This is a genomic window from Caballeronia sp. HLA56 (assembly GCF_054655155.1).
The window spans coordinates 1,015,936-1,029,840 of the sequence record NZ_BAAHOB010000002.1; the positions used below are offsets into that span (position 1 = coordinate 1,015,936).

Genomic DNA, 13,905 nt, shown 5'->3' on the forward strand with positions numbered 1-13,905 from the left:
TCTGACTCCTCAGATGTTGAGATCGGCGATGCCGGTGTCGAAATGCGGCGCCCAGAACGCCACCGATTCGGCGATCTGCGCGACGACCTGCCGATCCGTCGGCTCGCGTTCCTTGAACGAGAGTTCCAGGCAGATTTCGTTGTCGCGCCCGCCGCCCGCGTGCAGCGCCTCGATGAGCGGTTCTGGCTGAATGCGGCCGCGCGCGTTGTACTCCGCGGTGAACGGGCGATGCCCGCCCTTGTCCATCAACGACTGCTTGATATGGATGATCGGCGACACGCGCGGCACGGCGCGCGCCCACGCATAGGGATCGAAGTCGTCGGGGTTGGAACTGGTGACGTCGCCGTGGTCGATGTCGGCCATCATCCACATGGGAATGGCCATGTTCGCGGCGCTCAGGCGGTCTTGCAGCGCCATGCACGCGGCGATGGTCTCGCCGAATTCGCGGCCAATGGACATCGGTTCCCAGAACACGTATTTCAAGCCGGCCGCTTTGGCATGCTCGGCGACTTCGGCCCAGCAATCGATCGCGGTTTGAAGCAGCGCGTCGCGCCGTTGCGGATCGTCGAAATCTCTGTAAGTGAAGATCGCGAACTGCGTGCCGATGGAGTCGCCGCCCAGATCGGCGGTGATATCCGCAAACGACTTGAACCAGTCGATGTAGTAGCGGCGCACGTCTGCATCCGGATGGCCGAAGTGATTCAGACGGCCATACGGCCCGGTCATGCCCGAGGTGATCCGCACGCCGGTGCGCGTCATCGCCGCGCGCATCTCGCGCGTGAGCCGCCGCGTGGTTGCCGCCGGCCACGACGGATTGATGAACTCGTGCGTCAACTGCACGTCGCGGATTTTCATGTCGTGCGCGATGGTGTCGATCAGGTCGCCCGGTTCGGCGAAGCGGTTCACCAGCGGATTCGTGTTCAGTGCAAGCGTGAATGCCATGTTCGTCTCGTGTCTTTAAGCGGATTTACGCACGAGGCCGTCGAGCCAGGCTTCGAACGCGGACTTCTGCGCGGCGCTCATGTGCAAGCCATGCTTGGTGCGCCGCGTGAGCATGTCGTCCGCCGACTCGGCCCATTCGTGCGACATCAGGTAGCGCGCTTCCGCTTCGTGGAAGTTCGGTCCGAACTGCTGGCCGAGACCGGCGAGCGAGGTCGCACCGTCGATCACCTGCGAGGTCAGCGTGCCGTAGGTTTGCGTGTAATAGCGCAGCAGATTGCGCGGCAGCCACTCGTAGCGGCTTTGCAGACTCGCCATGAAGCGCGGCACGTCGGCGCCTTCCATGTCGCCGCCCGGCAGCGTCGCCGATGAAGTCCAGTCGGGGCCCATCTTCGGGAAGGTCGGCTGCAGCTTTTGCAACGCATGTTCGGCGAGCTTGCGAAACGTCGTGATCTTGCCGCCGAAGACATTCAGCAAGGGCGCGCCGCCGCTGGCGTCGAGATCGAACACGTAGTCGCGCGTGACCGCCGACGGATTGCCCTTGCCGTCGTCGTAGAGAGGACGCACGCCCGAGAACGTCTGCACGATGTCTTGCTTGCGTAACGGATGCTTGAAGTAGCGGTTCACCGCCGTCAGCAGATAGTCGATTTCCTCGTTCGATATCTGCACGGTTTCCGGCGCGCCGTCCCACGGCACATCGGTCGTGCCGATGAGCGCCTTGTCGCCCTCATAGGCGTTGATGAAGATCACGCGCTTGTCGTGGTTCTGCACGAGATACGAGTGCGGACCGTCCCAGAACTTCGGCGTAACGATATGACTGCCCTTCACGAGCCGCACCTTGCGCGTCGACTTCGCGCCCGCGCGCCCGATGACATCCGATACCCACGGTCCCGCCGCATTGACGAGCGCGCGTGCGTTCACGACGCGCGTCGATCCCGTGCGCGTGTCGCGCAGTTCGACGCGCCACGCATTGCCCTCGCGCCGCGCGCCGATGCATGCGGTGCGCGTGAGCACTTCGGCGCCGCGCTTGGCGGCATCGACGGCACTCAGCACGACGAGACGCGCGTCGTCGACCCAGCAATCGGAATACTCGAAGCCACGCCGGTACTCGTCCTTGATCGGCGCGCCTTCCGGATTGCGCCACAAGTCGAGCGAACGCGTGCCCGGCAGCTTCTTGCGGCCGCCCAGATGGTCGTACATGAAGAGGCCCGTGCGCACGAGCCATGCGGGACGATCACCCGGACTATGCGGCAGCACGAAGCGCAGCGGCCAGATGATATGCGGCGCGGCATTGAGCAGCACTTCGCGCTCGATCAGCGCCTCGCGCACGAGCCGGAATTCGTAGTATTCGAGGTAACGCAGCCCGCCATGCACGAGCTTGCCGGAACGCGACGACGTGCCCTGTGCGAGATCGTCCTTTTCGCACAGAATCACCGACAGTCCGCGGCCCGCCGCATCGCGCGCAATACCCGCGCCGTTGATGCCGCCGCCGATGACACACAGGTCCACCCTATCCTTCTCGCTCATCTCAGCGTTCCATGTTCGACGTTAGTTGAGGCCCGCGGCTAGCGCGTTCGGCCGATGCCGCGATTTCAGCAACCGCGCCGTTTCATCCCAGGTCGGTACGAGCGCCTCGCGCGCCTTCCGATACGCGGGAAAAAGCTGCGCATACAACTGCGTCAGTTCCGCATCGGGCGCTTCCACTTGTCCGAGCAGCGGCGTCACCCATTGCGCGATGCACGTGTTCATGTCGGGATACACACCGAGCGCGACCGCCGCCATCATCGCCGCGCCCGCCGCGCCCGCTTCCTCGCGCAGCGAGATACGCACCGGCGCGCCGACCACCGCGCCGAGCACGCCGCGCAACGCGCGCGAACGCGTCGCGCCGCCGGTGAGGCGCAGTTCATCGGGCATTGGAATGCCCATCGACGTATAGCAATCGCGCGCGGCCATGCCGAGCCCTTCGACCACCGCGCGAAACAGATCCGGGTAGCGGCTCTCGCTCGTGAGTCCGATGAAATCCGCGCGCGCGTTCGGGTCCACGAAAGGACCGCGCTCGCCGGCATCGGAGATATAGGGGTGATACAGAAGCGCGCCGGGACGTCCCGACTGCAGCCATCCGTCGATACACTTCATCCGGTCGCCGTGCGAAAGGCTCGTGCCGAACTGCGCGAGCAGATCGCACGCGAGATTCAACACCCAGTCCACGTTCAGCGTCGCCGCCATGTTGGACTGCACTTGCGCCGACATGCCCGGCACCGGCAACGCGATCACGTACCCCGTGCCTTCCGCGTTCAGATGGATGTCGGCGTTGTGCATCGCGCGCATGTGCATGCCCGTGGAGCCGACGATCGAGCAACTCGCGCCCGTCGCGCCTTCCGTGTGAATGCCCGCGCCGAGCGCCGTCAGCACGATATCGACGAAGCCCAGACACACGGGCGTGCCTTCGAGCAGGCCGGTCGCGGCGGCGGCGTCTGACGTCAGCGGATGCATGATCTCCGTGCCGTCGATGATTTCCGGCAACAGGTCGCGCCACGCGGTGAGGCCGAGCGCTTCGATCACCGTGTCGTCGTATTGGCGCGTGCGAAAGTTGCCGTAAGTGAAGCTCGCCTCGGACGGATCGGTGGCGCGCACACCGGTGAGGTTGAGATACAGCCAGTCCTTGCAATGCAGTGCCACTTCGGTGCGTTCGAGCACTTCGGGCGTCGTCGCGGCCATGTGCGCGATCTGCGCGCCCTGACTGCACGCGGCGAGTCCCGTGCCGGTCGCCTGGAACCGCGCGCGGCTCGCCGGTCCTTCCTGCAACAGCCGCACCGTGTTCGCGGCGCGCGCGTCGAGCCATAGCCATGCGTCGCTCGCCGGCTTGTTGCCTGCGCCGACGAGCCATGTGCCGTCGCCTTGACCCGTCACCGCCAGCGCGCGCGTGCGTTGCGCGAGACCTTCGATCTTCGCGCCCAGATCCCGCAAGGTCTTCGCGCAGTCGCCCCAAGTTTGATCGAGCGATTGAGTCGCCGCGCCATCGGGGCTCGTGGTGTAGCGGTTCGGCACCGAGGCGACGGCAATCTGCCGTCCCGTCAGGTCGAAGGCCACGGCCTTGATGACCGAGGTCCCCGCGTCGATGCCGATGAGAAGGTCGCGTGCGTTCTCGCTCATCACGCCGCCTCCGTCGCGACAGGTTCCATCTTCAGCGCCAGCGCCGAGGCTTCGTCGGTGATCAATCCGCTCAGAAGGCCGCTATTGAGCACCGCGCGAATCGCCGCGATCTTCGACGCGCCGCCCGCAATCGCGATGATGCGCCGGCCCTTGAGGTCGTCGAGTTCGGGCGCGACCGTGCGCGCCGCCAGCGATGTTTCGACGGATTGGCCGGTATCGCTGAAAAAATGTCCGAGCAATTCGCCTTGACCGCCCTTGTCGCGCACCTCCTGAATTTCGTCGGGCTCGATCATATGCGATGCGACGAGTTGCGCGTCCGCATTCACCGATCCGATACCGACGACCATCAGATCCGCATGCGCCGCCATGTCGAACACTTCGCGCACGCCACGCTGCGCCAGCAACACTTCGCGATCCTCGGCCTTGTTGGCGAAAAACGGCAGCGGCAGCACATACGACACCGCGCCCGTTTGCTCGGCGAGCCGGTGAATCACGTCATACGGATTTGCCGTGTATTTGCGCGTGACGCCGCCAAGCAAGGACACGAAGCGCACCGTGCCCGCGTCCAGGCGCGGAATGTTCTCCACGACGGCCGCGAGCGTTCGCCCATGTCCTATGCCGATCACGCCGCCTTGCCGCGTCGCGATCTCGCGCTGCATGAAGTGCGCGCCAGCGACGCCAAGGGCACGCAGCGGCAGATCGCCTTCGTTCAGATCGGGGACCACTTCGCAATAGCTAAGACCGAAGCGCTGCGCGAGCTCCGCTTCGAGCACGACGCATTCGGCGACATCGCCGTCGATGGTGAACTTGACCGCGCCGCTCTGATTCGCTCGCATGATCAGCCGATGCGCCTTGACACTGCTCACGCCGAGACGAGCCGCGACGTCGGCCTGCGTCTGACCGGCGGCGTAGTGCAGCCACGCCGCGCGAATCGCAAGACTGTCCTCGGCGTCACGCCTGTCGGCGGATTTCGTCATGTCGTCTCCGTGCGCACGTTGAAGTGATATTTTTTCTACGTGCTGAAATTTTTTTCATTGTAAGCACAATAGGCAACCCGATCCTCGATTACCATCCGCTATAACCCTAGATAAGCATCGCGCAATCCGAAGGCGAAATTTCGGCTTGACGCGATGCAACAAAAAATTCGGAGACACGATGGAGACGTATCTGCTCGGCGTCGACAGCGGTTCGACAGCCACGAAGGCGGTTGTTTTCGACACGGCCGGGCGCACCGTCGCCGTGGGCAGCCGGCGCGTCGAACAGCGGCAGCCGCGTGCGCGCCATGTCGAACGGGACATGCGAGAAACCTGGGATGCGGCCTGTGGCGCCATTCGCGATGCGTTGAGCGAGATTGCGCCTGGTTCCATTGCGGCCGTCGGCGTAACCGGACACGGCGATGGGCTCTATCTCGTGGATTGCGCGGGCGCGCCGCTCGGCGCCGGCATTCTCTCGCTCGACAGCCGCGCCTTCGACGTCCGGCAACGCTGGCGCGAGGAAGGCGTGCTGGAACGGGCGCTGTCATTGACCGGACAGCAGCCTTATCCGTACGCCGCCGTCAGCCTGCTGAAATGGATTCAGCTCAACGAGCCAGCGCGCTTCGCGCGGATCGGCCATGTCTTGTTTTGCAAGGACTGGCTGCGGCTCTGTCTCACGGGCGTCCCCGCCACCGATCCAACCGAAGCCAGTTCGTCCTTCACCGATGTGAACACGCAGCAGTACAGCGCCGAGGTCATGGCGCTCTACGGCCTGGGGACTATCGGCCAGGCGCTCGCATCGATCGTCGCGTCCACGGCGCAGGCCGGCCGCGTGACGGTGCTTGCCGCATCGCAAACCGGCTTGAAGGAAGGCACGCCCGTCGCAACCGGGCTGCACGACGTCACGTCGAGCGCCCTCGGCATGGGCAACGCCGAACCGGGCGTGTTGTCGGTGACGGCGGGAACGTTCAGCATCAACGAAATACTGTCGGATCGGCCGCAACTCGATCCGCGCTGGTCGTGCCGTAACGGCACACGGCCCGGCCAGTGGATGAACATGTCGATTTCGCCCGCTTCGTCGAGCAATGTCGATTGGGCTTTGCGCGAACTCTTTCAGCACGAAACGCAGGAAGCGGCACGGCGCGGATGCTCGCTGTTCGATCTCATCGGCGACGAAGTGCAGGCGGTGTCGGCCGAACCGAGTTCGGTCATGTTTCATCCCTTCCTGTTCGGTTCTCCGTTCGAGCAGCCGGCGAGCGCGTCGTTCTTCGGCTTGCGCTCGTGGCACCGGCGCGCGCATCTGGCGCGTGCGGTGCTCGAAGGCATGGTGTTCAATCACCGCTGGCACATCGAAGCGTTGACGAGCGCTTTTCCGGCGCATCGTGCGGGGTTGACGGGCGGTGGATCGTCGAGTCCGTTGCTTGCTCAGTCGTTCGCGGATGTGCTTGGCATCGCTATCGACATACCCGAAAGTCAGGAGGCGAGCGCGCTCGGCGCGGCGCTTTGCGCAGGCGTCAGCGTGGGCGTTTTCGATTCGCTTGCCGATGCCGTGGCGCGCGCCTGCCGCGTTGCGCGCACGCATGCGCCGGACCCGCAACGCCACGCGAAGCTCGACGACGCGTACGCGCTCTGGTCGCAACTCATCGCCGCAGTTCAGCCCTTGTGGCCCGCGCTCGACCGCGCGGCCACCTCGCATTGAAGCCGGAGAATTTCGATGACAGAACTAAACCGCAATTTCTTTCTCGACCGGTTGAAGCAGAGCCCGAAGATCGGCGTGTTGATCGTGGGCGGCGGCATCAACGGCGCGGGTGTGTTTCGCGATTTATCGCTGCAAGGCGTCGACTGCCTGTTGATCGACAAGACCGACTTTGCCGCCGGTGCGAGTAGCGCGCCATCGCGGCTCATACACGGCGGCGTGAAGTATCTGGAGACGGGCGAGTTTCGCCTCGTCGCCGAGTCGACGTTGGAGCGCAACCTGTTGCTGAAGAACGCGCCGCATTACGTGCTGCCGCTCGAAACCGTGCTGCCGATTCACTCGTACTTCGGCGGCATGGTGGCGTCCGCTCGACGCTTCTTCGGCATGAAGGCCAAGCTTGCGGATCGCGGCGCGATCATCTCGAAGATCGGCCTTGCCATGTACGACTTCTTGGGACGGCACGACCGCACGATGCCGCGTCATCATCTCGCGACGCGAGCGCAATCGCTTGAAGACCTGCCGCTGCTCGATCCGGCAATCAAGGCGACCGCCACGTATTACGACGCCAAGGTGACGCAAGCCGAACGCCTGAATTTCGAACTCGTCGCGGACGGGCTTGCCGCGTGCAAGCAATCGGCGGCGGCCAATTACACGAGCGTGGAGCGCGTCGAGGGCGGCGTCGTGTGGTTGCGCGACCTCGTAACGGACGAGCTCGTCGCGGTGCGGCCCGAGGTCGTCGTCAACGCGGGCGGGGCGTGGATCGACAGCGTGAATGCTTCGCTCGGCATAAAAAGCAAGTACATCGGCGGGACGAAGGGTTCGCATCTGATCGTCGATCACCCCGAGCTCCATGCGCAACTGCGCGGCCGCATGGTGTACTACGGCTCGAAGGACGGGCGCATCTCGCTCATCTATCCCTTCATGGACAAGTTGCTGATCGGCTCGACCGATATCCGCACAAGCGAGCCCGACGCCGTGCGCTGCGAGGACGATGAAGTCGCCTACATGCTCGGCGCGCTGCGGGAAGTTTTTCCACGCGTGGTGTTGAACGAATCGAACATTGCGTTCCGATACAGCGGCGTGCGCCCGCTGCCCTATTCCAATGCCGCCGATCCCGGCGATGTAAGCCGCGATCACGCGATGCATGTGGATCGTCTTGCCGGCACGCAAGTCCCGGTTTTATCGCTCGTCGGCGGCAAGTGGACGACGTTTCGCGGATTCGCCGAAACGGTCACCGACGACACGCTCGCACGCCTCGGACGCTCACGCGCGGTCCGCACGCGTCACACGGCGATCGGCGGAGGCCGCGATTTTCCGCGCGATGCGTATGCACGGGCCGAATGGATCGGCGATGTCGTTCGACAGTATGGGGTGTCGGCCGAGCGTGCCGACGGCTTGCTCACGCGCTATGGCACGACTGCTTCGGCAGTCGCGGCGTTTTGCGCGGGCGCACCGGATCGGCCCTTTGGCAGCGCATCGGACTTCACGGTGCGCGAGATCGAGTACCTGTGCGCGCACGACATGGTCACGCGTCTTGCGGACCTATTCTTCCGTCGCACGACGATCGCGATCTCCGGACATCTGACGAACGCGCTGCTGCTCGAAGGCGCAGAGATCGCGGCACAGGTGCTGGGTTGGGACGAACTTCGCAAGCAAAAGGAAATCGATGCGACGCGTCAAGCGGCTCGCGAGCGGCATGGCATTGCGCTGCCCAGAGTCGAACTCGCGCGACAGACTATCGATTGATGCGGAGCCTCCCGGTTATCGCATTGCGGACTAAGGTTAGCTCGATCAATCTGTTCCGCCCGCATGGGTTGCGTTGATACGATTTCTGCTTTCTTTCAGCCCACTCATTCCCATGATTGCACCGGTAAAACTCAGGACGTTCCTGCTCGCGCTGACGTTGAGCCAAGCCGTCTTCATCTCGCCCGGCTTCGCCGCGGACAATACCGCGCACACACTGCGCGTGGGCTTCGTGCCCGGCCCTTACGCGGACGAGTTTCGTCAGGGCGTCGAACCGCAACTCTCGAAGAAGGGCTACACCGTGCGCTACGTCGAGTTCAGCACCGGCCTGGAAGCGAACCAGGCGGTGTATCGCGGCGAGATAGCGGCCGACGTGATGCAGCACAGCGTGTATCTGAAGTCCTATAACGACCGCAACGGCACCGATCTCGTCGGCGTGGTGCAAGTGCCCACGCCACCGATGGGCCTCTTCTCCACGAAGCACCATGCGCTTGCCGAGGTCCGGAAAGGCGCTACGGTTGCCGTGCCCAACGATCCCGTCAATCTGGAACGCGCGCTCAAGATCCTTCAGCGTATCGGCTGGATTCGCATCCGTCCGAATCCGAATCCTGTCGATGTAACCGAGCGCGACGTGACCGATAATCCTGCCGGCATCAAGCTCGTGCTGCTCGAATCGGCACAGGCGCCGCGCGCGCTGGAAGACGTGGATTTTGCGGCGATTCAGGGCAACTTCGCGGTATCGAGCGGACACGCCCTGACCACGGCGCTGGCGCTCGAGGAGATGACTTCGCCCTACGTGAATCAGGTCGTGGTGAAAGCCGCGAACCAGCATTCGCAGACCACCGACGATATCGTCGAAGCGTATCGTTCGGATGCGTTCAGGCAAGCCATCGTCGGCAATCACGCGTATGACGGCTTTCGGCTGCCCGACTATTTTCCTCGATGACTTCGAGCGGCGCCCCCTTCACTGCTGTGCGCGACTGCTCGAAGCGAGCAATCGTTTGATCGAAGCAAGCCCACGTCCGTGCGCTGGCGGCATGGATGTCCACGCATCGGCTTGCATCGGAAATGTCGTCGAACGAGAAAGAACGGATGAACGTGACTTGCGGATGAGTTCACGCGAAACGCAGATTGCTCTCCTCGACCCCACCCGCGAGCCAGAGTTCGAGCTTGGCCGGCGGCAGCGGGCGGCTCAAATGAAATCCCTGCGCAAGATCGCATTGCAACTCCCGCGGGCGCGTCATCATTTGTTCGCTCTCGACACCTTTGGCCACGACCTTCAGTCCCATGTTGTGCCCGAGATCGATGGTCGAGCGCACGATGGTCTCGTCGTCTTTATGATCCGTGATGCCCATGACGAAGGATCGATCGATCTTGATCTCGTGCACGGGCATGCGCTTCGGGTACGACAAAGAAGAGTATCCCGTGCCGAAGTCGTCGACAGACAGGCGAATGCCGAGCGCATGCAGACGGTCAAGGGTTTCGATAGCATGGTTCGGGTCGTCCATGCGTTGGACTTCGATCCGGTGATCGATTCCGCGCACCGAGCAGCAGCCAGCGAGCGGGCACCGACGCGATTGCGGAATAACGGCGCATGAGTATGAAGCGCCGTTTTCCCACATCGATAAATCAGGCAGTCAGATTCACGGGCAAGTCCACGACATGCCAGTACGACGCATATTCCGGCCCTCGCGGCGCACTCGATAACTTTCTGGTGAAGCGCACATAAACCTTGAGCGCAGTGCCCGTGTAAGTGTCCGCGAGAGCGATCCTCAGATAGACCTGCTTGCCATCGAGGACATTCGGCGTCGCAAGCGAGTTATTGACGTTCGGGCCGCCGCCGTTCGTCAAGTTCACCGTGCTCGGTCGGGCAATGGGCGCCGGGCTCGCCTGATTCGTCAAGACGATGCTCGTAACCTGCCCCGCCATCACGGCCCATTCCACGGTCCAGTTCGCGTTGAAGGAGGCGAAGTCGTCCCCGTACGCACCGGTGTAGCCCTGAATGGTCATGCATAGCAATTGGCCGGACTTGAGACCCGCGGTTGCCGTCGTCGCGCTGTCATAGGTGGTCTGCGTTTCGTCGCCGATACGAAAGCGTCCGATCACATAGCCGCCGCTGCTCGTTCCGTTCACCGTGGGAACAGCAAGCCGGGTCTTGATGGTGTCCCAGGTCGGATTGTCCTGTGGCTCGGTCCACGTGGCGTACGGTACGTCGGTAGCCCAAGTTGGCACATCCGGTAATACCGAGCGGCCCGCCCACTGATACGCGGAGAAGGGGCTGACCTCGGTAAGCACGGGGCCATCGAAGCCCACACCCTTCTTCTGCGTGAGGAGCCAGTCCTGCCACGGATAAACACTCGTAACGGGCGTGGCCGGGAAATACTGCGTGCCCGACAGCGCGTGCGTTCCCGTCACCACGTCCAGCTTGATGTTGCGTTTGCCGAGAGCGGACAAGTCGTTGTACACCCGGTACGCTTCGTTCACTGGAATGTACTGATCCTGCGCCCCGTGCGCGATATAGAGGTTGACGTCCTTTAACTTGGTCAGGTCTGCTTCGTTGCCCCAGGTCGTATGGACGACCGTTCCTGAATTGATGAAGAGTGCCGCGAACAGATCGGGTTGCAACGATGCCGCTTCGTAGGACCAACCCGCGCCCTGCGAGATGCCTGTTGCGTATATGCGCGTCGAGTCGACATTGCCTACGCGCGTCGAGATGGCCTTCATCAACTCGCCGATGGCGTTCATATAGACCATCTCGGCGTCGTAGTTGACGCATGCTTCCCAAGGCACGGTCACCGTCACGATGTATGACGGATACTTCGCCTGCAAGGCCGCGTTTGCGAAATCCGCCGCGCCGTTGGAGGCATAAAAGTTGGCCGTCATGTTGGCGTCGTTGCCCAACCCGCCCAGCACGGCCACCAGCGGATATGTCGTCGATGCCACCGTTTTTGGCGTGTAAAGCCGCACGTACATCTGGCCGACGCCGTCGTTTGCTGTCCCGACTGCATCCAGCGTTTTGTCGATGGGAAACGTCCACTTGTACCATTCGAAGTCGGTGTAAGTGTCTGGATTCGCGGCTTTGGCCGTTGGATCGAGCGCCAACGTCCCTGAAGAATTGGATGAATCGTCTCCGCCCCCGCCGCACCCGACGAGCAACGCGAGCGGCGCGGCGCCGAGTAATCTGGCAAAGTCTCGCCGACTCATGCCTTCGCGACGCGCATCGCTCGCTTTTACGCCGTGCTTCTGGCTCGCGTCATCGTCCGGTTTCCTGAACATCGTCTCTCTCCTCGTTTGAATGCATGGATCGAACGCATGAGCTAACGTGCCTTCGGTCGATCGCGTCAGCCGTTTTGTTTTTGTAAATGTACTGACTAGTTCGCATGCGGATCAGTAGGAGAACACCTTACGATCGTTTTTTCTCTTTATGGTCTAGTGGGATGCGACGAAGGTAATTAGTGCTGTGACGCGCCGCACCAACGTAACGGCGGATAGGGACTTCGTAAGCGGAGCTTCGCGACGATCGCGCGACGACATGATCATCGCGCGAAGATTTCAGACCGGACCTTTGAGCGTCCGATCGAAGAATTCGATCATCGTGGACCAACCGCGCTCGGCGGCCTCTTGGTCGTAGACCGGAAAATCCGGCTTCATCCAGCCGTGCGCGGCGCCGGTATAGGTCTCAGCGACATACCGAACGCCGGCCTGCTTCAACGCGTCTTCGAAGCGCTGCGCCATGGATGACGGATAACTTCCATCGGCGTCGGCCGCTGCGATATAGAGTTCGGCCTTTAGTCGTGGCGCTGAAAGATGCGGGCTGTCAGGGGCATCCGTTGCGAGATTGCCGCCGTGAAAGCTTGCCACCGCCGCGAAGCGATCGGGATATTGGCCAGCGGCGGTGATAGCCATGCCGCCGCCCATGCAAAAACCGACCGCGCCGATACGTTCGGGTTCAACGTCCGTGCGCGTGTCGATGTAGGCAAGCAATGCTTCTGTATCTTCGGCCGCCTTCGCGTTACCCGTGGTGACCATCAGTGGCCCGAGGATCGCTCGCACATCGCCCTTGAATACTTCCACGGGATCGAAAGGCCCATACGAACCGTAGCGATAGAAAAGGTCTGGCAGCAGAACGACATAGCCCGCGTTCGCCAGCCGTTGCGCCATATCCGATACAGCTGGACGTATGCCGCCCGCATCCATGTAGAAGACGATGGCCGGCGAGGGCGTTGCCGTATCGGCGGTGAAAACGTGAACGGGACACGTCCCGTCGCGAGTGGAAACGCTCACCTTTTCATAAGCCATGATGTCGTGCCTTGAGTCGAGAGCCGTGCTTGGGAATTGTCGAGAGATCATGTGTGAGCAAGACGCTTCAATCCTTGACCAAACCGCCATCGACGACGAGGTTCTGTCCCGTCACCGCTCGCGCCCACGGTGAGAGAAAGAACAGCACTGCGTCGGCGAATTCGTCCGGCGTCGTGACACGGCGCAACGGCGTGAATCCGGCGACCATATCGAACACGGCTTCGGGCGTCGCGCTGCTTGCATCGGTAATGCGCAAGAGTCCGCCGGACACCATGTTCACCGTGATGCCGTCCGGTCCGAGATCGTTCGATGCAGTTCTCGTCAACGCGAGCAATGCCGCCTTGGCCGCCGTGTAGTCGTGATACGGCACCACGGGGTTCTGAAATAGGTTGGTGCCGACATTCACGATACGGCCAAAGCCAGCGGCACGCATTGCGGGCAACGCGGCTTGAATCGTATTGAGCGCGCCCTTGAGGGCGCCTTCGATCTGCTGCTCAAAGCGCGTCCATTCGATATCGCCGATCTTCGGTCGCGCGTCGCCATCGAAGCTAAATTCGGCAAGCGCGTTGTTCACGACGGCATGTATCGGCCGGCCGCTTTTAGCGAGCGCTTCGTCGAAGAGACGCGCGACGGATGCCTGATCCGTGATGTCGGCCTGAACCGCCACGACGCGCGGTCCAAGCCGCTCGACCAGCACGTTCGCTTGCGCTTCGCTACGACGATAGTTGATGACGACACTGGCGCCTTCACGCGCGAGGGCTTCAGTGATCGCCGCGCCCAGTCCGCGCGCGCCGCCGGTGACGAGTACGTTTTGTTCAGACAGCAGCATCGACATCTCCAAGGTTTGTTCTGGAATAGCCGATGCATTATGCAGCATGGGGTTAAGCGGCGCGTAAGTACACACGCGCTTCAGGCGCGCCGCAGCCTTCGTTTAAGGCGTACGCAGTTGCGTCACGAGCAATCGTTGCGTCTGATTTAGCTAGACCATAGCGTGGCTTCGGACAGCGCCTGCGCGGCTATCAGCCTTTGCCAGAGCGCTCGAAAAAATTGCAAGCCACGCGCTTCTTGCCAGCAACCGTCAATGCAGCCACTAAACCCAAT

The 13,905-nt window shown here is 62.6% G+C and carries 11 protein-coding genes; 3 read left to right on the forward strand and 8 right to left on the reverse strand.

Annotation, left to right across the window (positions count from 1 at the left end; genetic code table 11):
- Positions 1–9: 9 nt before the first annotated feature.
- Genes ACYQ47_RS11020 through ACYQ47_RS11035 form a run of 4 tightly spaced genes read right to left on the reverse strand, consistent with a single transcriptional unit; the run spans position 10 to position 5,069 of the window.
- On the reverse strand, positions 10–942 hold the full coding sequence (locus ACYQ47_RS11020) for a sugar phosphate isomerase/epimerase family protein (protein ID WP_250468266.1): 933 nt from the start codon (positions 940–942) through the stop codon (positions 10–12).
- Positions 943–957: 15 nt separating this feature from the next.
- Positions 958–2,466 (reverse strand): glycerol-3-phosphate dehydrogenase, encoded by a 1,509-nt coding sequence (locus tag ACYQ47_RS11025; protein ID WP_244830443.1) that lies wholly within the window; start codon positions 2,464–2,466, stop codon positions 958–960.
- 21 nt (positions 2,467–2,487) lie between these two features.
- The gene (locus tag ACYQ47_RS11030; protein WP_310392298.1) at positions 2,488–4,092 is read right to left on the reverse strand and encodes an FGGY-family carbohydrate kinase; all 1,605 of its coding nucleotides are present in this window, start codon (positions 4,090–4,092) and stop codon (positions 2,488–2,490) included.
- Positions 4,092–5,069, reverse strand: a complete 978-nt coding sequence (locus ACYQ47_RS11035; RefSeq protein ID WP_250468264.1) for a sugar-binding transcriptional regulator — start codon at positions 5,067–5,069, stop codon at positions 4,092–4,094. The genes ACYQ47_RS11030 and ACYQ47_RS11035 overlap by 1 nt, the downstream gene beginning before the upstream one ends.
- A gap of 178 nt (positions 5,070–5,247) precedes the next feature.
- Between ACYQ47_RS11035 and ACYQ47_RS11040 the strand changes: the two genes are divergently transcribed.
- The 3 genes from ACYQ47_RS11040 to ACYQ47_RS11050 all read left to right on the forward strand — a co-directional run bounded on the left by ACYQ47_RS11040 (position 5,248) and on the right by ACYQ47_RS11050 (position 9,451).
- Entirely contained in the window at positions 5,248–6,765 is a 1,518-nt protein-coding gene (locus tag ACYQ47_RS11040; RefSeq protein ID WP_459905396.1) for an FGGY-family carbohydrate kinase, read from the forward strand.
- 15 nt (positions 6,766–6,780) lie between these two features.
- A complete protein-coding gene (locus ACYQ47_RS11045; protein WP_459905397.1) occupies positions 6,781–8,508 on the forward strand; it encodes a glycerol-3-phosphate dehydrogenase/oxidase in 1,728 nt (575 codons plus the stop codon).
- 112 nt (positions 8,509–8,620) lie between these two features.
- Complete coding sequence (locus ACYQ47_RS11050; protein WP_459905398.1) at positions 8,621–9,451, forward strand: MetQ/NlpA family ABC transporter substrate-binding protein; 831 nt, start codon at positions 8,621–8,623, stop codon at positions 9,449–9,451.
- Positions 9,452–9,620: 169 nt separating this feature from the next.
- Here the strand turns inward: ACYQ47_RS11050 and ACYQ47_RS11055 are convergent, their stop codons facing one another.
- The 4 genes from ACYQ47_RS11055 to ACYQ47_RS11070 form a co-directional block, all read right to left on the reverse strand.
- A complete protein-coding gene (locus ACYQ47_RS11055; protein ID WP_459905399.1) occupies positions 9,621–10,013 on the reverse strand; it encodes an EAL domain-containing protein in 393 nt (130 codons plus the stop codon).
- Positions 10,014–10,134: 121 nt separating this feature from the next.
- Positions 10,135–11,781, reverse strand: coding sequence for a carboxylesterase family protein (locus tag ACYQ47_RS11060; RefSeq protein ID WP_459905400.1), 1,647 nt, complete (start codon positions 11,779–11,781; stop codon positions 10,135–10,137).
- A 276-nt stretch (positions 11,782–12,057) separates the two neighbouring features.
- Positions 12,058–12,804 (reverse strand): dienelactone hydrolase family protein, encoded by a 747-nt coding sequence (locus ACYQ47_RS11065; protein ID WP_459905401.1) that lies wholly within the window; start codon positions 12,802–12,804, stop codon positions 12,058–12,060.
- Between the two features lie 67 nt (positions 12,805–12,871).
- Positions 12,872–13,633 (reverse strand): 3-oxoacyl-ACP reductase, encoded by a 762-nt coding sequence (locus tag ACYQ47_RS11070; RefSeq protein WP_459905402.1) that lies wholly within the window; start codon positions 13,631–13,633, stop codon positions 12,872–12,874.
- Positions 13,634–13,905: the final 272 nt, after the last annotated feature.

Bases quoted from the DNA above. Each gene is read 5' to 3' on its own strand.
- ACYQ47_RS11020 (WP_250468266.1), bottom strand. From the start codon at position 942: ATGGCATTCACGCTTGCACTGAACACGAATCCGCTGGTGAACCGCTTC.
- ACYQ47_RS11025 (WP_244830443.1), bottom strand. From the start codon at position 2,466: ATGAGCGAGAAGGATAGGGTGGACCTGTGTGTCATCGGCGGCGGCATC.
- ACYQ47_RS11030 (WP_310392298.1), bottom strand. From the start codon at position 4,092: ATGAGCGAGAACGCACGCGACCTTCTCATCGGCATCGACGCGGGGACC.
- ACYQ47_RS11035 (WP_250468264.1), bottom strand. From the start codon at position 5,069: ATGACGAAATCCGCCGACAGGCGTGACGCCGAGGACAGTCTTGCGATT.
- ACYQ47_RS11040 (WP_459905396.1), top strand. From the start codon at position 5,248: ATGGAGACGTATCTGCTCGGCGTCGACAGCGGTTCGACAGCCACGAAG.
- ACYQ47_RS11045 (WP_459905397.1), top strand. From the start codon at position 6,781: ATGACAGAACTAAACCGCAATTTCTTTCTCGACCGGTTGAAGCAGAGC.
- ACYQ47_RS11050 (WP_459905398.1), top strand. From the start codon at position 8,621: ATGATTGCACCGGTAAAACTCAGGACGTTCCTGCTCGCGCTGACGTTG.
- ACYQ47_RS11055 (WP_459905399.1), bottom strand. From the start codon at position 10,013: ATGGACGACCCGAACCATGCTATCGAAACCCTTGACCGTCTGCATGCG.
- ACYQ47_RS11060 (WP_459905400.1), bottom strand. From the start codon at position 11,781: ATGTTCAGGAAACCGGACGATGACGCGAGCCAGAAGCACGGCGTAAAA.
- ACYQ47_RS11065 (WP_459905401.1), bottom strand. From the start codon at position 12,804: ATGGCTTATGAAAAGGTGAGCGTTTCCACTCGCGACGGGACGTGTCCC.
- ACYQ47_RS11070 (WP_459905402.1), bottom strand. From the start codon at position 13,633: ATGCTGCTGTCTGAACAAAACGTACTCGTCACCGGCGGCGCGCGCGGA.